Genomic DNA, 18,206 nt, shown 5'->3' with positions numbered 1-18,206 from the left:
TTGCCCCCTTTTCTTCTTATAGTGAATGCATTGAATTAAATATTTCTTCTCTTTGTATCTTTACATCAACTTTTAATTCTTTTCCCTTTTCTATTAAGGCGTTTTTCACTTGATCAATATTAGCATTTGCATTTGTTTGATCTAAAAGCATAATCATTGTAAAATATTCATCCATTATAGTTTGTGTAACATTTAATATATTAATATTAAACTTTTGCAACTCACAACTTATACCTGCAATAATACCAACTTGATCTTTACCAATTACTGTTAAAATAGATTTCATAACAACAACTCCTATAAATAAATTTTTATAAAATAAAAAAGCCATACCAAACAAAGGGACGAAAAAATTCCGCGGTTCCACCCTTCTTGGCACTAGCCCTACTTTACTCACACTATGCTCCAAGGCTCCATTCATAATAATCACCTAACTACTCTCAGCTACACGCAGTCTCTCTAAAAAGTTCCTATTATTACTCTTCCTCTTCATTACATTTATTAATTTAAATCAATTTTATATAAATAATTAAGATTTGTCAAATAATTTTTTAGTTTTAGTGACAGTTTCTTAAATAAATCTGTCACTAAAACTCACATACGAATACTTATTGGTACCACAACAACTGAAACTCCCTCACATTTAAGCCTTGGCATTTTAGGCATTATAATTCCATTTGAATCAAGCATGTCACAATATGGACTACACCCCTTCAAAATGTTTTCATAATACTCATGTTGTGCTGTCTTTCTAAGGAGGCTTATACATTTCCCATTAGGTGCTATACTTATAACTTTACCAAATACAGTGCATGGACAATCCACTCTGTCATAAATATATGCATTATTATTCATAAAAAAATTTTCATTAACATTAATGACTACAGGCGTATCTCCACAATTTAAAATCATATCTTTTGTAGAATTTTTATTTAAAATATCATTTAAATGTCCAATAATCGAATTGATCGCAGTAAAATTCATAATCTGACTATTTTTATTGCTAATAATTTTATTTAATGAATCGCAACCAAAGCAATTAAATACTGTAAGAAGTGAATCTAAATAAGAGTTAACTGATTCTGTAGTTAACTTTCCTCTTATCTGAACGTAATCTCCTTCTGATAAATCTCCTTCATTTATTGTTTTATTATCAAAATTTTTTATAGCATTAGAATCATTTAAACTACTAATTATTTGTCTGTGAAATGAGAATGTTGTGTAAATTTTTTTTAGTTCTTCCTCCATTCTTACAAAATTTCTATTCTCTACTCCAGCCGAAGTACTATTCCCATTATCAGTCTGTTCAACATTTACACAATTATTAGTTTTATATCCCTCTTTCTCATCCTTAGTAAATCTATCTTCACCAAAAATTCGCTCACGACTATCTGTGCCAGCTCTTCCAGTTATAGTCTTATCTTGAATTAGCCTTGTTGTTCTTACCTCAATATATCCACTTAAAAATAGAGATGATAAATTTTTAACCAGACCTTCATCTAAATACATAAAAAGGCCTAAAAGATCTTCATCCATAAATCCACGTCCTAAATTTGTAGTTTCATAATAATCTACTATATTTTTAAAGTTTTATTCCTATTACCTAAGAATTAAAATAAAGTTGAAAAAGATTTCATTGGAAGGATAAATCTAAAATCATATAAAGAGAATTAAAAAAGATTCCCTCTTAGGAATCCTTAATTTTTCATCTTATACTTTTATCTCTATTTTGTCTTTCTTTGAAACATATGGATTGTCTTTAAAGTAATATCTATATAAAAAATCCTTTGCTTCTTCCGCATAATCAACTCCAATTCGTTTGCTCTTTATTATTTCTTTGCACTCCTCTTCCTGAGCTTCAAGTAACTTCTTAACTTCCCCATCTAATTCAGCTATATACATTTCTCCCGAAGTGAAAGTTGTATTATTTAATTCTTTTGTAATATCCAAAGCAATACATAGCTTAGATGGGCCTGATGTTAAATTAAGCTTTTCCTTTTTAGTTAATTCACTATAATTTTTTTTACATCTTTGATTTGCTATAAAGTCAAGCCCTATTAAGGGTTCAAGAGCACGGATAAGAACTCCCTGTGGTTCTCCTTCTTCTTTTGTAATTGCATTAAGACATAAATACATACCATAAATATTGAATATATATACAGTTCCGCCTGGACCATACATCGGCATTACTCTAGCTGTACGCTTATTTCCATAAACATGTGCTGCTTTATCTAACGCTCCAACATATCCTTCTGTTTCAACAATCTTTCCTGCAATTATTTTCCCATCAACTTCATGGATTAAAATTTTCCCCAATAATTCTTTAGCTACTGTCAGTGTATCTCTTTCGTAAAATTCTTTTGTAAGTATATTCATAAAATCCTCCTTATTTTAAAAGAGTTACTTCATCTTAAATATTATTTTTAACATTATCAATTACTTTTACTAATAAAAAATAAAAATTTCAAAACTCATAAATTATGAAATCTTTAATATTATATTTAATTAATATTATCTTATATTATATTTTATCATACTTATCCGTTAACCCTGAGTATCCTTCTATCTATGTAACAAACCCTCCTTCTATAATATTAATCCTGCTTTTCTCCCATAATTAGCAAATTTTTTTCACATTTCTTTTTATTTATACATAATATGATTCTATAGGTATAAGAATGAAACGAAAGGAAATATGATTATGTACTATCAAAGAGACGACAAATCTATTAACTGTCAGGATTGTATTGACGATCCTTCCAACATTTCTTGCAATATAGCTTGCCCTAGCATGAAAAAAAATTGTTGTGAACCTTATAAAGTATTTGAACCTGAAATGTATGCTAAAGCAAACATCTGTATCCAGCCTTATGAAGACTTATTTAATATAAATGATGCGTTTACTGCCGGAACAATATTTAAGAGCCTTTACAGCCCTTATTGCGAAGTTAAATATATTGGGGGGTGTAAATAATAATGAATCCTCACGAATATTTAAGCAAAATTAGAAAATTACTATTTTTTGCAGTAGATTTAAATTTATATCTAGACAACTTTCCAGAAAACAGAAAAGCTACCGAAGACTATAAGTTTGTTTCCTCCAAGTTAGAGAAACTTATTTGTGAATATGAGCAACAATATGGACCATTATCAAACTTTGGCTCAGCATATATTGAAAATCCCGAAGCTTGGATCAATACCCCATGGCCTTGGGAAAGTCGTAAAGGAGGAAAATAATAATGTGGTATTACGTTAAAACTCTACAACATCCAGTAAATCTTAAAAGTTCAGACCTTAACATGGCTAAACTTTTAGTTACACAGTATGGTGGACCTGATGGTGAATTAAGTGCTGCGCTTAGATATTTGAATCAAAGATATACAATGCCAACAAACAGATCAAAAGGATTATTGACAGACATTGGTACTGAAGCGACATTCACATAAAGGTAAAAACAATTTCTATAAATATAGCAAAAAGAAAGAAAAGAACATAGTCCTTATCATTTTCAATTCTATAGTGTGTACAATGTGAACGAATTTTCTTTATATAATATAATACGTGTATTAGGCATACGGGCGTATATATGTATATGCCTATTTATACTAATACTACTTTATAGTATTATTTTGTTCACATTGTTCACATCATTATGAAAAACATTGATATGACTTAATTTAGACTGTGAACAAAGTATGTGAACAAAGTCAAAAATTATGTTCACGTTGTTCACACTTCAAGAAACTGTAAAAATTAATCTTGTTCACACCAAAATTATATTTGAAGAGCTATATGCTTGTACTAATTTTTTACATCATTTGAATATACTTAACTAATTATTTTCTATTCATTATTAAAATTATCTACATCAACTTCATATATTTCTGTGTCCTTTATAAACATTATTTCTTTTATACCTTTTTCCTTCAAATTATAATTTTCTAAACTTGTAAATAGCATAGCTTCTTGATAACCTCTATCACCATTTATTTTCACTTTAATTTTCTTATTTTCTCCAAGACCACTTACAGACTCTACAGTAAACTCATTAAATCTGCTATTAAAATACTTTACTATTCTATAATTATCTACATACCCATATATAATAAAGGAAAGTATACCCACCGATATTATTCCAAAGAATATAATCTTATTTTTCCTTTTCACTCTAACCACTCCCTTCTTCTACATAATAACATAAACATCCAATAAAGTATTATACTTTATTTTCTTCAAAATACTCCTTGAAGCAAAACTTAAAATAAAATAGGAGTAGAAAGTAAATATTTTTACTCCCTACTCTAAATATTAATCATTTAATTTAATAGCAATTAGCATACCTCTTATCTTCAGCGAGATTTTTAACTGCAACATATCTGTATTGCCCACTCGCTGATCCCACATATCTGACCCAAGTGTAATTTTCCGCTATAACAACATGGTTATAAGTAAACTCTTCTCCATAGTTATATGTTGCTACTATCTCCCCATTTAAGCTTGGAGAAGTTCTAACGTTTAATTTATCTACACATACACTTGCAGTTCCACTCTCGTCATATTCGTAATTGTCTTGTACTACTGGTCGCGGTGTTGCCATATTTCCATTCATAAAAATTCCTTCATAAAAATTATTCATATCCACGTTACCGTCAATACCGGAAACACTCTCACTTTCTGAATATTGGTGGCCAATTAAAGGGAATCCAGTTTCCATTGGAGAATCAACTCCATAATGTGCTATCCATCCACCATAACATTTTATTCTACTGTCTAAATTATCTCTACCAAAATATCCCCCTGTGTATATAATAATGTCTTGCCCACTTAATTCTTTAAATCTTTTAATAAATTCTAAGCACCTGTCTGTTATTTCAGCTGCTGAACGACCATAATTATTAACCTCAATATCTAAACATGGCTTAACATCATAAGCTTTGCCTTTAATTGCATTATAAAAATCTTCTGCCTGCTGACTAGGATCTGTTTTTTCACTCATGAAGTGATAGAATCCTATATGTGGTATAACTCCATTAGCTCCATTGTAATGTTGTTCCAATAAATCATCTACAAAGTCTACGCCCTCTGTTGCCTTTATTATGACAACCTCAACCCCACTATTTTTTACTGATTCAAAATCAATTGTTCCATTATGATTTGATACATCTATCCCTTTCATTTTAAAACCTCCTAAATAAAATAGAGTAGTCTTTCGACTACTCTTAAGCTTGTACAGTATTTACAGTAACTATATTTTGCATTTGAGCTATTTTATTATTAAGCTCTGCATTTTCTCCTTTTAGTTTTTCATTATCTTCTTGCAATTTCTTCAATAAAGTTGAATTATCTAAAACTGCATCTTTTGATTGATTTACTTCTCCAGCAATGCTTTGTCTTAAATTTTTAACATCTTCTTGTGTAAGTTCTGGAAACTTAGCAAGTAATAACTCGTCAAATTCATCTGCTTTATTTTTTAATTTTTCTTCAACTTTTTCTGCAATTCTAAAGTTTTCCTCCACTATGTTCCATATTTCTTTAGCTGCTGTAATGTAATTTTTATTTTTAAGTATCTTTTCCTCTAGTCCTGATCTAACTAATTTACTTTCTAATACCTTTGCCAATAATCCTAAAATTGTTTTTAACACTTTACATCCTTCTTTCTTTGTTAATATAAAAAAGAGTAACTTCTTTAGTTACCCTTTAATTTCTTTTTTCTCTCCATCCTTTAATTGTTCTAAAGCTTCTTTTATTTTTTTAGGTACTGGTATACCTAAACTTATTGCATTTTCTAATATACTTAATCCCTCATTTGCTATATAAAAATAACAGACCATTGTCCTGAATAACCAAGTACCAGTATTTAAAAGTCTATCTAACGATACCGCAACTATTAAAACCGAAAATATTATTGCTTTTCTTGCTATACCTTTTAGTCCTACATTGGAACTAAGTTTACCATTTATAAATCCCCTTAATACTCCTGTCACATAATCTACAGCTATAAATGTTACTAAGACTATTAGTGGCTTATCCCACGCACCAAACAGCCATGTTAACATAGTACCTATAACCGTTATTACTGTTTTTAAATGTTTAGATACATCTTCCACCTTTTAACCTTCTTTCTTGAATTTTTAATATAAAAAGAAACTATATTTCTCTAATATCCAATCGCTTGGAAATAAAAAAGCACTACACTGTAGTACTCTCTCTTCTTAATAGGAAATCATTTATTTCTTTTATTTTTCCTAACACTTCATTATCAACAACTATACATGTTGCTCTTACATTAGATTTAACTAAATTACCCTGCTCATCTATCTCACTATAGGTATAACTTAGTCTTTCTCCCTCTGCTGTAGTATGGCTTGTATAACTTGTTATTACTTTTTTATTACTCATTCTGCAATTAACTCCTTTTCATATTTTTCATAATAATCTTGCCCTATCTTACCTAGTCCATCATCTTTAGGAACATCTAAACCAGTTAAATAATCATCTTTATCATAATTTGTTTCAATTATTTCTAATCTACTAGTTTCATAATCTCTTTGCTTTGCTTTAAACTCCCACCCAAAAGTTAATCCTGGTGTACCTTTTACTATAAAATAGTTTTCTTCCTTTTGTACACACTTCACCCAATCCTCTTTTTCCCCATAGTCTGTAATCCAAACTTGATAGTTGCATTTAGTATTTATAGTTTCTAATAGCACTGGATCTATAAAAACATAACAAACTCCTGTCTCATCTAAAACTCCTTCTCCTAGATCTCCAAATATACACTCTGCAGTTTCATATGCATTTAATGTTGCAACTCCATATTTTTTTGTGTCTACTGCTCTTGTTTTACTTCCACTACAAGCTATATTCCCCCATACATATAATCCATCAGACCTAAATCTTGCGAAACCTGACCAAGAAGAACCTCTATCTTCTCCAATAGTTGTTGAGTTAATGCTCTGTTTGCTTAGCATCCAAAAATCATTGCTTTGTGAAATAGTTAACCTACCCAAAGATATATTAATGTCATTTCCATATAAACTCATCTCATTATAATTGTATAATTTCATTCCGAAATCACTATTCATTGCAATTGAGTTTACTGTATCTGTTTTTATAGTTATAGCTGACGGATGTCTAATAGTTAATCTCTCATCTTTTATTTCAATTCCTGCTGAATCATACATTTGTAATCCAGCTGAAGACTTACCTGCAGGTACTTCCTTTTCAACTGCTACTCTCCTAAGTTCTGGATTATCCCCATATATATTTAAAAACTCCTTACTAAATATAATTTGCGATCCAAAATTTTCAGTGTACAAGCCTGTAGAACTAATATAAAGTGTTCTAACTCCATCTTTCTCTACTACTAATTTACCATCTTTCAACGAAGTTTTTACATTCTTACTTACACTTGAAAACTCCCCTGATATTGCTAAATTTCCTTGCTCATCCCCTTTTAAAACCTCCGCACCTACATTATTTAAAATTCTTATAGCTCCATTTTTAAGTGTTAAACCATTCTCATTGAAACTCCCCATCATTGTATTTATGTTATTAATATTAAGTTTTATAGTATGTCCATATTGGGTTTCTACATAATTTCCACTGACACTACTATCAAATATAGCAGTCCAATTCACGCCATCTTCACTTATTTCCGTTTTGGTTCCCCCAAATTTCATGTTTTGCTCATGCCATACCTTAATTAAATCTATATCTTCATGAACCTGATTTAAATCAATTTGTATATAATAGGTTCCGTATCCTGGCCCTGAATTACCATTATAATTCTCATAAATTTCAGCGTATCCATCCTTATTATATTCATATATCCCATCAGTAACAGCTACACCATTCTGCACTGTATAAGTTAGCCCTGGTACTGTTGCCCCCCCACCAGTAACAACTTTACCTCTTACTATATTAATACCTTTATTATTAATCACCTCAATTTCACGCCAACGTGGATATATGCGTGTATTTGAAGAATCCCATCCCTCTCCGCACCAATCTCTAATATATCTAACTTTATAAACTCTATTAAAATTTCTATTTATTTGAATAGTAAATGCACTATCTGTAAGTTTTGTTTCTGCCGAACTTAATCTTGTTGATATTCCACTTAGAGTCGTTCCGATTTTTATGTCCCTCGCTTCTGAACTTTGTTCATAGAATGAAGCATCGATAACCATTGGTAATGTTGGTTCTACTAAACTTGTATAAACTAACTCTCCATTTTTATAATAGAGAACTTTATTACTTTCAATAGAAACTCTTAATTTATCTCCTATCGTAATATTTCCGAAACTTCCCTTATTTAAACCTTTTTCATAAACTTGCAAAACCTGGGTAGTTACATTATTGGTAGTATTATAAGTTTGATATATCGCAAAATCAATAGTTTTATAATCTGCATCTGTGTTTTTCGCACTAAGCCCAAACATTATATGTGTGTTTAATTTACTAACTGTAAATTCTACATATTCACCATTGCTTAATGTGTTAACACTTGCAAACCCACCATTCCAGGCAATACCGCCAGTGTTTTTAGTAAATGTATTGCCATTAAACGTTCCATTAACTATATCATTAAACTGCAAGATTAAATTTTGACTTAATAGTGCAGGATCTACTATATCTGTTTTTATTTTAGATACTTTTGTACTTATTCCATTTACATCCTGTATAAGCGTACTATATGCATCTTTTAATTGTATAGTTGCTCCATCTTTTACTATAGTGGTGTTTTTAATTAGTGTGTCTATTTTCCCATTTATTGTATTAATAGATGTTGTATTAGCCTCTATTTTGTAATCTATATCTTCAGGAGCTGGTGACCATGAGGTAGCTTTATTTCCTTCTTCTAATTTTAGAGAATGTAAGTACAATATATCTCCTACAGCTGCGTTTTGAACATATATAACAAATGCATAATATTGATTAACTTCTCTAGCTGTAAATGTATAAGTGAATCTTTGCCATATAGTTGTTACACTACATTCTTTAACTCCTCCCATTTCTGAACCTATATTAACATTTAAATCCCTACTAGCTTTTACCCATACGCTCCATGAATACTGATTTCCTACTGTTGGCTTTTGAATACTTGTTTTATATATACCTCCAATTCCAGCTACAGAATAAGTAACTTTTATAACATTCTGGTTAGGAGCTGTTGTCTCAACAATAATTTCTTTAGTGTGAGTAGCTCCAGCACTTCCCCAGTTCGCCAAATTATTCGGAGCAGAATTCATTATTAAATTTCTTCCACCAACTTGTATATTTTCAACATTTGACTTAAGGTTTTTAAATGATATTTCTAGGCTTTGTCCTTCTGTATCCAGTGCCACTTTACTAGCCTTAATAAGTTGAGTATTAGTATCTTTATTCATTTCAGTTATTAAGCTACTAATATTAATTTTCTTTCCATCAATATTAGCAGTATCAGAAACCATATCATCCCTAATAATTTTAGCTTTTATACCATCTGCTTTTAACCCTGTAGCATCAAACATTAATTTACCAGTTGCATCCCAAACATACATGTTATAATCGCTTGATGCATCTTTACCTATCTGCACTCTAACCCTGTTGGCATCTTTAATTTGTATAGTATTATCTGCAATAAGCATTTTCCCACTATCAGATACTATCCTAAACCTATTAGTTGATATCTCCCCTGCTTCAATTTGATCTACTGTCACACTCTTTATCATTGCAGATTTAATTGTTGCCTCTTCTATAACTACATTTTGTCCAGTTAAATGTAAAAATTGTCCTGAATCACCAGTAATGAAATTTGTAAGTATATTTTGTAATATTGCAGTTTTACCTTCTACAAGATCAACTTTAATATTCTTCGCTACTAAATCAGAAATATTTGCCTTATTAATTAAAGCTTCATTAATTAAAGCCTGTTCATATACAACTCTATTTATTTTTTTATTTATGTTTCCATTACTAGAAAAACTATTCTTATTTTTATTTTCTCCTTTAGCTGCTAATTCACAGGTCAATCCTCCAACATAAGTAAACTTTTGACTTAAAATAGGTAACTTTCTAACTACTCCCTTAACATCAGTAACAATTATTATATCTCCTAAATCTAAAGATATATCACCTTGCCATTTCATTGTATATCCAAGGTATTCAAATCCATTGAGTTTTGTATATATATCATTAAGTATACTTTCAGTTACCCAAGGATTTTGAAATGTTAACTCCATAGAATCTGTCCCTAATGCTCCTACCGAAACAGTTGATTTTTGACCATTTTCACAGGTTATTTTACCTATTTTATAATTAACTTCTTCCCTTTTATAATCAAAATAATTGTCTCCAGTTAATTTAATTCCGCACTCAGTTGGATAAACTATAGTAAATTTACCCTCTCTTGTAATGCTAGCACTTCCACCACATAAACTAGCTACATACCCTAATATTTCTCTACAAGTTAATCCCTCTAATTTTTTAACCGTATAATTCTTTGGCAACACTCCAGTAAATTGAACTCCTGTAATTTTAGAAAGTTCATCAACAATCTGTTGCAATGTAGCATCTCCTAAATTTCCAAAATAAGGAGTTTCAAATTTTATCATATTATCATACGAAGTAAATTTAATTGTATAATCTGTCTTTTCAACATCATCTATGTTGTAATATCCCATTAATATATATTCTATTGTACTTCCTATATTTAAGCCTATTTCAAGTTTTATTTGATTAGCACTATAAATTGTATCACCCTTATTCAAAAGCGTTAAATCTAATGTCTGTGATGTTGTAGTTCCTATCATAAAACTGTCTTGTGGCTGTATATTTCCATCTAGCTTTATTTCTACTATATCATCATTAGTAAATATTTTATTACCAATAGTAACCTTAGCTTGAAAAGTTCTGGATGATTCTTTTATTTTTCTTTTATATTCTTCACTTGTTGTATATATTTTTATCACCTCTTTCCATAAAGGTAAGGTTACTATTTAATTAGATATTCTATTAATCCAAGTTCTCCTGGAGTTATTTTTAAATCGCTAGATAATTCGCTTATATCTATTTTTTCTATATTTAAATCTATTTCAATACTTAATAGTTCTTTTATATCTCTATTCCAATTTTCAACATCAAATATATTCACAGTTCCATTTTCACTTGTTTTTATTTTTCCTTCCTTATCTTTTTCTCCATATTTATCAATTAACTTAGACTTCTCTTCTTCGTATATTTTCAATTCTTTCTCGATTTCTTTAATATTTTTTGCTACCTTAAATGATACTCTCACAGGTAACTCTGCATTATTCAGTTTTCTTAGTACTTGCACGCTATTTACTAATACTTCATTTTTAATTTTCAAGTTTATCACTCCTATTTCTCTATAAAATTCATTTTTAATCCTTGCCATTTTGGGATTCCATCTATATCACTATACATTGGTGCTGTCCTATCACCAACATACATAACTTTACTAATGATCTCCCCCTCCATTGGATCAGGAAAATCTACACTAAAAAATACATCTTGTACTGCTTTCAATAACTTAGAACACTCTTCATTAGTTAATGCTCCCCATTCACAATTAAGTTTTCTTTTGACTGCAATTCTATCTCTAACAAGTTCTCCATTAGCATTTCTATTACTTTCACCATCTAAATCATTAACTGTGGCTTCAAATGACTTAGGAGTAGCAATTGCTACTCCATTAATTTTAATCATATCAACACTCCTTTAACTTATACTGGAATAACAGATATTCCTCCTTGTCTTTGTGCTTTCCTTAACTCTTTAATTGCAACTTTCCCTATAATGCTACCATCTATCTGAAATATTACATCGCCATCTCCCTCATTATCTTGTCTTGATGGAATTCTCTCTAATATTTTTGAAGCTAACAAATCAATCCCTTTAGTGTTATTTTCCAAGGGAACTACTGCTTCTTTTCCTGCTTCACCCACCATCGCTAGAGTCGGACTGTTTATAATACCGCCTTTAGCAAGGTATGGTATTTTAGGTACACTAGGTATATATACCCCTGGCACTCTATTAATAACTCTTATCATTCTATTTATCCCACTTATAGCTCCATTTACTAAACCTATTATGTTGTTCAATGGCCATTTTACCATGCTAGATAGCCCATCAAAAATGCCCCCAAATATTTCTTTGACTCCTTGCCAAGCTCTAGCCCAGTTTCCTGTAAATACTCCTGCTACAAAATCTATCACTCCACCAAACACTTGCTTTATAGCATTCCAAATGTTTCCTACATTAGCTAGAAATCCATTTAGTATATCACCAAAAAAGCCAAACTTTTGAGACCAATCTGTTTCAAAAACACTACCAAGCCAATCAGCAAAAGATTGAAATTTTTCTTTTATCCACGCCCATGTTTCAGCTGCTTTTTCTTTAAGCCAATCCCAATTTTGATACAATAAAACACCAGCTGCAATAATGGCACTAATTGCTATTATTGCAATTCCAATTGGAGATGTTAAAAAAGTTATTGCTGCACTGAATCCACCTGTTACTAAGCTTGCTGCTGCACAAGCTATATTCCATGCTTCAATTGCTAACTTTACTATTCCTATTGCCGTAGCTACACTACCTAATACTATTACAATTCCTTCAAGCACAGGATTTCCATCACTTGTTAACCAATCAATAACTTCACTAACTTTGTCAAACAAACTGCCTAATACATCCGTAACCTCAGCTATTGCAGGTGAAATTGTATCTATGAACCAATTTGCAAAAGGTGCTACAAATTCATTGTATATTGTGCCAGCCAATTCAAATATTTTAGCTCCCAAATTAACAAAACCTTGGAATAGATGTTCTCCACCATTATCCCAAACCCATACTAATTTTTGACTTAGATTTTCTAATACACCACCAGTAGACTTAAGTATACTCATAAAAGTGTTAGCCACATCTGTTCCTACATTTCCCCAAGATTCTCTTAAAGCATCTCCTATCTTTTTAATTAAGGAAAGAACATTATTTATAGAACTTCCTATCCCCTGTATTATTTGAGTACCAATATCTCCGCTATTCCATGCATTAGCAAACGTACTGGCTATATCTCCTATTAAATTAAATACATCTTGTAATATTTCTAGTATAGTACTTAACATAGTAGTCCCTGTTCCATTAGTCCAAACTTCTAAAAAGCTTTTTCCTATAGATGTTACTAACTCACCTATGCTATTCCATGCATATTTCATAGATTCAATAGTTTGTTGTCCTTCTTTAGCCCACGCTTCTCGGAATGGTTGGAAGATTTGAGACATAAGCTTTTTAAACTTATTTACCCATTTACTAGTAACAGCTTCTATAGGTGCCATATTAGCCATAGGTGTTATTGATGAAACAACTCCGCTACCAGCTTCATCAGGTTCTTTACTTTTTTGCAATTGATTTATTTCATCAAAAGCTGCTAAACTTCCTTTTGCTTCTTTCCCAGCCTTTTTAGCTGCGCTTCCTGCTCCACCTAATGCGTTAGCTGCTTTTTTAGCTGCCTTTTCCTGTTGGTTATAAGCTCCTATACTAGATTGAAGGTTTTTAGCTGAATTGAAACTAGCATCATAGGTACTCCCAAAAAGTTGACTTATAAAACTTGCTATATATGCTGTAGCTGTTGACAAAGTACTCATAAGAGCATTTATAGCTGGAAGTGCTGCTTGATATATTGGCATAAATGCTGTCATTAAATTACTCTTTATTTGATTTAAACTATTTGCAAATTGATTATTTACCATTAAAGTACTCATAACATAGCTTCCAATAGCAGCTAAGCCTTGTACTATCGCAGGAAATAGTATCATCCATTTAAACATTTGCCCCATCATATAGCCAAAATTATTTTGCATTTCTCCAAAATTCCGACTTGCACTCTTACTTGCATTACCCATACTTTTCAAATGAGCTGTACTTTTTTTAGCTTTCTCTTGTAGATTTGCTGTACTGTCTCCAACCCTTTTTAATTCATTTTTTAATTCATTCATCCCATTAGATGTTTTCTTACCTGCATTTGTTACACTCGCGAACTTATCGTCTAAATTTCCAAGCTTAAATCCAAGTTTATCAGATTTTCCTACTAAACTATTTATATTACCTTCTGTCTTTAAAATCTGTTCTCCAAGTTTATTTTTTCTATCTCCAAAAGCTGTATTGTAAGATTCTTTTAATTTCGCAAGTTTAGCTTGTTGCTGCTCTATCCTTGCATTTACATTATCTAAAGTTCTAGCCACATTACTTATTTGAGCTTTTAAAACCTCTGTATTCATTTTAGGATTAATATTACTAGTAGACTTATTAATTTTGTCCGTAGCCTTAACAGCCTCTTGTCCTAGGCCTTTAAACTTATCTTTTATGTTATTTAATTTGGCTGCTACATCTTTCGTTTTTACGGAAATAATTACTCTTAATTCCTCAAGATCCATTTACCTAACCTCCTTTCTCTTTGAATTGTGAAAGTTAGCAAAATCAATCATTCTCTGCTTATTTATTACCATTTGTTGTTGCTTTTTCTGCTCCTCTAGATCTTCCTGTTCCTCTTCAAATAACTCTTTATAAATTTCAACAAATGGAATTGGCTCGTTTTCTTTAGATATTAAAGTTGATATATTAACACCTATACACTCCGCCAGTTTATAATCCATGTATGCTCTATCTTTTATATCTCTTGTTTTTCTTTTTTGATAGACTTCAATACTAAGATTTATTTCTTTTAATGTTAATTCCCAAAAAGAAAGCACCGAAATTTCACATTCCAGTGCTATTGGTAATAATTCATCGAATAATTTAATTAAACTTGTATCTTTTCCGAATTGGATTTCTTCTTTGTCTCCTCCTTTATTTCCTCCTGTTTGAAAAAACCACTAACCTCAAAAACATTTATTAGCTCAGTTAGCAAGTCTACAACTGTACCTCCACCCTCTACATATTCATCGTATAAATCATATGTCTTATCCAATGTATATCCATGTTCAAATGCTTGCAATGAACTGTGTAAAACTGATATTAAAAATCCCACCTCTGGAACTTTCCCCTCTTGACATTCCATTAACTTATTTAAAGGTGATTCTCCTATATTACTTTCTAAAGCTACGCAATCTCTAGCTCTTAATCTTAATTTTAGTTCCTTATCTCCAATTCTTAATTCTTTATATAACATATTTTTATATCATCCCTTCTATATATATATATATTTATTATCCTGCAGTTTTTTCTGTTGGATCAGTAACAGCAATATCTGATTGCAAGGCAAGTTTTAAAGTAAAATCTATTACCCCATTAACTTCTCCACCCCCAAGTTTGACACTACATTGAGCTTTAAATATAAATTTAGTTCCATCAGGATAACTTTGTTGAAACTCTACCACGGTTTTGTCATCTGACAATTTTCTTAAAACTCTATATGAGCTATCTGAACTAGAATTTGCATATTTAAATGTATACTCTAAATCTCCATAATCCCCTATTCCAAATTCATATTGCTTTGTTTTATCCGCAAGAGTTGTATTTTCAACTTTTTCAGGCTCATTTCCCATGTCAGGAACTTTTTTAAGCCCTTTTAAGTCAGTATAATCTGTAGCACCACTTGCTTTATATCCTAGCATAATTCCATTAGCTAACATTTACATCATCCTTTCCTTTAAGAGTTATAAACTCTCATATTATTTACATCAATAATTCCTTCAAATCTCATAACTTTATGTTTTAACTTACTTGTATCAGGAACATCAATACATTGTGTTCTTTTTAGTCCTAAAGATGAAAGTACTCCATCAACTGCAATTGCAATATCAGAAGTACTCTTATTATTCCATATATCAATTTTATACCTGATATAAGTTTCCTGTTCTTTATCATCTGTTTTAGTCTTTGTCTTATTATCTTCTTCAATATACTGTATTATAGGAAATATAGCCCAATCAGAAGGATAGGTGTCATTTACATTATTACTTAATGGCTCAAGAGCCTTGTAAATAATAGGTTTAATATTTATCATTACTTTACTACCTTCCTTATTGTTTCTTCTAAATCTTTCTTAATTCCAGCTATAACTTTATCCTCATTATTTTTTAATGCCGGATATAAAAATGGTTTGGCTGGTTGTCCTTCTATATATCTTGGTCCTACATCTGGAATAACTCCAAGCCACTTATCCTGTTTATAACTTATTGGTCCTGGATACTTATCTGAAGCTGGTGTATCTTCACCAACTTTTCCAGTCCCAAACTCTACATATGGGCCATGATCTGAGTTTGTACTTATGATTCCACTAATTCCTTCTTCTGTTCTTTTTACTTCATCAACAATGCTTTTTCTTAAATCTTCTGTATCCACTGAACATAAGGTTATAGCTTCATTCTTAACCATCTTAGTATTCTTTTTCGTAGATTCATAAAGCGTATTTTCAGCATCAACTCCTAAAGATTCCAGTTTCTTTATCAACTTATCAAATCCCTGAATACTTGAACTATTTAAATTCATAATATCTTCTCCAATTCAATTTTAAGATGTGAAAAAGTTTTAATTGATATTATTTTATAATCTGGCTTACTTTCCTTAGGGACATAAACACAAATTCCATCACCTTCATTAAGCTTAACTGGTCCATCATAAAGCATATTATTTATATACTTTAGTTTCTCTCCATATATTTCAGCTTGAACTTTTCCTGAAGCTGGCCATATATTAGCTTCAATAATTATTGAAGAATCTTCAAAATCTTCATACTTTCCACCTTCACCATCTTGAGTTGTTACTTTTCTTTTAAGACAATATATTTTTTTATTCTTTACTCGCATTAGCTATTCTCACCACCTTTAAAAGTCTGTAAGCGGTTAATCTTGCTTTTATGGCTTCTGGAATTTCAGTAGAATAAGAAACAGATATTCCTCCTTCACTTCTAGAACTTTCGCCCTCACTTCCTATACGATTATAGTAAGCAACGACTAATTCTCTTTGTAAGCCTTCTAGCTTAGTTATAAGTGAATCCCTATTTGTATGATCTAATATTTCATTCTCAGCATCTCCTAAAAGTGTATTTAACAGATCATCTTGACTATTATCTTTAATGCCTAATCTTATCTTTAACTTTTCTAACTGACTCATATTAACCCCTCATTTCTACGAGATTATTTTCACTCTCTTCAATTAGGCTGATGCTTTCTTTACACAGATTTGAATACCATTATGTCTTTCATCTAAAATAAATACATCCTCAAACGATTCCTCAAAATACACATATTTACCTTGACTTAATGCAGATGGTTCTTGAAGCTGTGCAAATGAATAAGACACTACTGGTAAAACTGCTGATGGATGAACTAAAATCATTGCCATATCTCCTGCAGTATCTTTAGGCGAAACTCCTCCTGTTTCTTGACCTTTAGTTTTTCCATCATTAAATATATACTCTGTTTTCATTAAGGTTGTTGGAACTCCTGTAATATCAACTTCATCTAATCTACTTAAGGTTCTAGTTAGTACTTTATCACCATTTGCCCTAACAATAGTTATTGCATTATCTAATAATGTCTTTGTATAAGTATCACAATAAAGTAATCGGCCACTAGGAGGAACTAGCCCCTCATCCATGGCATCCATCATTGCATCAAATTTTGCTAATACTGTTTTAGAATCTAATGCTGCAGTTTCTGCAGCAATTGCTGACTTTGCATTTTTTAACTTATATAAATTAGAAAACATCATTACATCTAGTTCTGGAAACTTTTTAGTTTCATTCATAGTCTTTGTAATATTACTTATTGATGTAACTTGATTTGTCTGATCTACATCTTGTGGGTGTACTAATGTTTGCCATATTCTATGATTTGCAAGTGTCTTAGTTTCCCAATCATTTGAAAAGTTTTGAGTAAATCCTCCTATTGTTGCTCTATCTCCATCAACCCTTCCATTAGTTGATACTTTAGGTATCTTAATCGTTTTTGCATCTACTACCTTATATTTACTTGAATTTTCTGTACTCCATAATGCTCCTGAGTACAAAGCATAAGGATAAGCATTTGCTAATTCCCTTGAATATTGTATTGCATAATTTACTGCCATTTTTACATTCCTTCTTTCTTTTATATCTCGTGTACACGCTTGTACACGGACTGATTTTACTTAATTTTTGCATGGGCTACATATAAATCATGTAACCCATATTAACTTTTTAATTTCTAATTTTCTAAATC

At 30.9% G+C, this 18,206-nt stretch carries 22 protein-coding genes, 1 pseudogene and 1 other annotated feature; of the genes and pseudogenes, 3 read left to right on the top strand and 20 right to left on the bottom strand.

The features are described 5' to 3' along the window. Positions 1-16 precede the first annotated feature (16 nt). From FAY47_RS03315 to FAY47_RS03305, 3 genes are all read right to left on the bottom strand, one after another. Positions 17-286 carry an ACT domain-containing protein gene (locus FAY47_RS03315; protein WP_143314994.1) on the bottom strand — a complete coding sequence of 90 codons (270 nt, stop codon included), beginning with the start codon at positions 284-286 and terminating at the stop codon, positions 17-19. Positions 287-337: 51 nt separating this feature from the next. Beyond that, positions 338-502: a binding site (T-box leader), on the bottom strand. A gap of 92 nt (positions 503-594) precedes the next feature. Further along, complete coding sequence (locus tag FAY47_RS03310; protein ID WP_143314993.1) at positions 595-1,536, bottom strand: hypothetical protein; 942 nt, start codon at positions 1,534-1,536, stop codon at positions 595-597. A 174-nt stretch (positions 1,537-1,710) separates the two neighbouring features. Beyond that, complete coding sequence (locus FAY47_RS03305; protein ID WP_143314992.1) at positions 1,711-2,376, bottom strand: DNA-3-methyladenine glycosylase; 666 nt, start codon at positions 2,374-2,376, stop codon at positions 1,711-1,713. 319 nt (positions 2,377-2,695) lie between these two features. Between FAY47_RS03305 and FAY47_RS21285 the strand changes: the two genes are divergently transcribed. The 3 genes and pseudogenes from FAY47_RS21285 to FAY47_RS03290 form a co-directional block, all read left to right on the top strand. Next, positions 2,696-2,974 carry a spore coat associated protein CotJA gene (locus FAY47_RS21285; RefSeq protein WP_347562781.1) on the top strand — a complete coding sequence of 93 codons (279 nt, stop codon included), beginning with the start codon at positions 2,696-2,698 and terminating at the stop codon, positions 2,972-2,974. 2 nt (positions 2,975-2,976) lie between these two features. Further along, positions 2,977-3,237, top strand: coding sequence for a spore coat protein CotJB (locus FAY47_RS03295; protein WP_143314990.1), 261 nt, complete (start codon positions 2,977-2,979; stop codon positions 3,235-3,237). Positions 3,238-3,239: 2 nt separating this feature from the next. Next, positions 3,240-3,431, top strand: a pseudogene (locus FAY47_RS03290) (manganese catalase family protein); the annotation flags it as partial. Positions 3,432-3,843: 412 nt separating this feature from the next. Here FAY47_RS03290 and FAY47_RS03285 read toward each other — a convergent pair. The 17 genes from FAY47_RS03285 to FAY47_RS03205 form a co-directional block, all read right to left on the bottom strand. Next, on the bottom strand, positions 3,844-4,167 hold the full coding sequence (locus FAY47_RS03285; RefSeq protein WP_143314988.1) for a hypothetical protein: 324 nt from the start codon (positions 4,165-4,167) through the stop codon (positions 3,844-3,846). A 154-nt stretch (positions 4,168-4,321) separates the two neighbouring features. Further along, the gene (locus tag FAY47_RS03280) at positions 4,322-5,176 is read right to left on the bottom strand and encodes a GH25 family lysozyme (RefSeq protein WP_185966702.1); all 855 of its coding nucleotides are present in this window, start codon (positions 5,174-5,176) and stop codon (positions 4,322-4,324) included. Between the two features lie 43 nt (positions 5,177-5,219). Next, positions 5,220-5,642 carry a hypothetical protein gene (locus tag FAY47_RS03275; protein ID WP_143314987.1) on the bottom strand — a complete coding sequence of 141 codons (423 nt, stop codon included), beginning with the start codon at positions 5,640-5,642 and terminating at the stop codon, positions 5,220-5,222. A gap of 48 nt (positions 5,643-5,690) precedes the next feature. Further along, positions 5,691-6,107 (bottom strand): phage holin family protein, encoded by a 417-nt coding sequence (locus FAY47_RS03270; protein WP_143314986.1) that lies wholly within the window; start codon positions 6,105-6,107, stop codon positions 5,691-5,693. An 82-nt stretch (positions 6,108-6,189) separates the two neighbouring features. After that, positions 6,190-6,399, bottom strand: a complete 210-nt coding sequence (locus tag FAY47_RS03265) for a peptide chain release factor 2 (RefSeq protein WP_143314985.1) — start codon at positions 6,397-6,399, stop codon at positions 6,190-6,192. After that, complete coding sequence (locus tag FAY47_RS03260) at positions 6,396-10,955, bottom strand: hypothetical protein (RefSeq protein WP_143314984.1); 4,560 nt, start codon at positions 10,953-10,955, stop codon at positions 6,396-6,398. Before FAY47_RS03260 ends, FAY47_RS03265 begins: the two co-directional genes overlap by 4 nt. Before the next feature lie 23 nt (positions 10,956-10,978). Then, positions 10,979-11,353 carry a hypothetical protein gene (locus FAY47_RS03255; protein WP_143314983.1) on the bottom strand — a complete coding sequence of 125 codons (375 nt, stop codon included), beginning with the start codon at positions 11,351-11,353 and terminating at the stop codon, positions 10,979-10,981. A gap of 11 nt (positions 11,354-11,364) precedes the next feature. Continuing rightward, a complete protein-coding gene (locus FAY47_RS03250) occupies positions 11,365-11,712 on the bottom strand; it encodes a DUF6711 family protein (protein WP_143314982.1) in 348 nt (115 codons plus the stop codon). 17 nt (positions 11,713-11,729) lie between these two features. Next, positions 11,730-14,438 carry a hypothetical protein gene (locus FAY47_RS03245; protein WP_143314981.1) on the bottom strand — a complete coding sequence of 903 codons (2,709 nt, stop codon included), beginning with the start codon at positions 14,436-14,438 and terminating at the stop codon, positions 11,730-11,732. Next, positions 14,439-14,753, bottom strand: a complete 315-nt coding sequence (locus tag FAY47_RS03240) for a hypothetical protein (RefSeq protein ID WP_143314980.1) — start codon at positions 14,751-14,753, stop codon at positions 14,439-14,441. Between the two features lie 50 nt (positions 14,754-14,803). Then, complete coding sequence (locus tag FAY47_RS03235; protein WP_143314979.1) at positions 14,804-15,172, bottom strand: DUF6096 family protein; 369 nt, start codon at positions 15,170-15,172, stop codon at positions 14,804-14,806. 37 nt (positions 15,173-15,209) lie between these two features. Then, positions 15,210-15,635, bottom strand: coding sequence for a phage tail tube protein (locus FAY47_RS03230; RefSeq protein ID WP_143314978.1), 426 nt, complete (start codon positions 15,633-15,635; stop codon positions 15,210-15,212). Between the two features lie 17 nt (positions 15,636-15,652). Beyond that, on the bottom strand, positions 15,653-16,009 hold the full coding sequence (locus tag FAY47_RS03225) for a hypothetical protein (protein ID WP_143314977.1): 357 nt from the start codon (positions 16,007-16,009) through the stop codon (positions 15,653-15,655). After that, positions 16,009-16,494, bottom strand: coding sequence for an HK97-gp10 family putative phage morphogenesis protein (locus tag FAY47_RS03220; RefSeq protein ID WP_143314976.1), 486 nt, complete (start codon positions 16,492-16,494; stop codon positions 16,009-16,011). The genes FAY47_RS03225 and FAY47_RS03220 overlap by 1 nt, the downstream gene beginning before the upstream one ends. Continuing rightward, complete coding sequence (locus FAY47_RS03215) at positions 16,491-16,811, bottom strand: hypothetical protein (protein WP_207706211.1); 321 nt, start codon at positions 16,809-16,811, stop codon at positions 16,491-16,493. The genes FAY47_RS03220 and FAY47_RS03215 overlap by 4 nt, the downstream gene beginning before the upstream one ends. Further along, positions 16,795-17,118: a phage head-tail connector protein gene (locus FAY47_RS03210; protein WP_143314975.1), complete on the bottom strand. Its 324-nt coding sequence runs from the start codon at positions 17,116-17,118 to the stop codon at positions 16,795-16,797. The genes FAY47_RS03215 and FAY47_RS03210 overlap by 17 nt, the downstream gene beginning before the upstream one ends. A gap of 42 nt (positions 17,119-17,160) precedes the next feature. After that, positions 17,161-18,075 (bottom strand): capsid protein, encoded by a 915-nt coding sequence (locus FAY47_RS03205; RefSeq protein ID WP_143314974.1) that lies wholly within the window; start codon positions 18,073-18,075, stop codon positions 17,161-17,163. Positions 18,076-18,206: the final 131 nt, after the last annotated feature.

Origin of the sequence: Clostridium sp. HBUAS56017, from assembly GCF_007115085.1 — a bacterium.
Taxonomy (GTDB): domain Bacteria; phylum Bacillota; class Clostridia; order Clostridiales; family Clostridiaceae; genus Clostridium; species Clostridium cibarium.
Note: the sequence above shows the minus strand (reverse complement) of the source record. Positions and strands in the feature narration are given on the sequence as shown.

Bases quoted from the DNA above. Each gene is read 5' to 3' on its own strand.
- FAY47_RS03250 (WP_143314982.1), bottom strand. From the start codon at position 11,712: ATGATTAAAATTAATGGAGTAGCAATTGCTACTCCTAAGTCATTTGAA.
- FAY47_RS03295 (WP_143314990.1), top strand. From the start codon at position 2,977: ATGAATCCTCACGAATATTTAAGCAAAATTAGAAAATTACTATTTTTT.
- FAY47_RS03280 (WP_185966702.1), bottom strand. From the start codon at position 5,176: ATGAAAGGGATAGATGTATCAAATCATAATGGAACAATTGATTTTGAA.
- FAY47_RS03215 (WP_207706211.1), bottom strand. From the start codon at position 16,811: ATGCGAGTAAAGAATAAAAAAATATATTGTCTTAAAAGAAAAGTAACA.
- FAY47_RS03245 (WP_143314981.1), bottom strand. From the start codon at position 14,438: ATGGATCTTGAGGAATTAAGAGTAATTATTTCCGTAAAAACGAAAGAT.
- FAY47_RS21285 (WP_347562781.1), top strand. From the start codon at position 2,696: ATGATTATGTACTATCAAAGAGACGACAAATCTATTAACTGTCAGGAT.
- FAY47_RS03235 (WP_143314979.1), bottom strand. From the start codon at position 15,172: ATGTTATATAAAGAATTAAGAATTGGAGATAAGGAACTAAAATTAAGA.
- FAY47_RS03310 (WP_143314993.1), bottom strand. From the start codon at position 1,536: ATGGATGAAGATCTTTTAGGCCTTTTTATGTATTTAGATGAAGGTCTG.
- FAY47_RS03265 (WP_143314985.1), bottom strand. From the start codon at position 6,399: ATGAGTAATAAAAAAGTAATAACAAGTTATACAAGCCATACTACAGCA.
- FAY47_RS03315 (WP_143314994.1), bottom strand. From the start codon at position 286: ATGAAATCTATTTTAACAGTAATTGGTAAAGATCAAGTTGGTATTATT.
- FAY47_RS03230 (WP_143314978.1), bottom strand. From the start codon at position 15,635: ATGTTAGCTAATGGAATTATGCTAGGATATAAAGCAAGTGGTGCTACA.
- FAY47_RS03210 (WP_143314975.1), bottom strand. From the start codon at position 17,118: ATGAGTCAGTTAGAAAAGTTAAAGATAAGATTAGGCATTAAAGATAAT.
- FAY47_RS03220 (WP_143314976.1), bottom strand. From the start codon at position 16,494: ATGAATTTAAATAGTTCAAGTATTCAGGGATTTGATAAGTTGATAAAG.
- FAY47_RS03205 (WP_143314974.1), bottom strand. From the start codon at position 18,075: ATGGCAGTAAATTATGCAATACAATATTCAAGGGAATTAGCAAATGCT.
- FAY47_RS03305 (WP_143314992.1), bottom strand. From the start codon at position 2,376: ATGAATATACTTACAAAAGAATTTTACGAAAGAGATACACTGACAGTA.
- FAY47_RS03225 (WP_143314977.1), bottom strand. From the start codon at position 16,009: ATGATAAATATTAAACCTATTATTTACAAGGCTCTTGAGCCATTAAGT.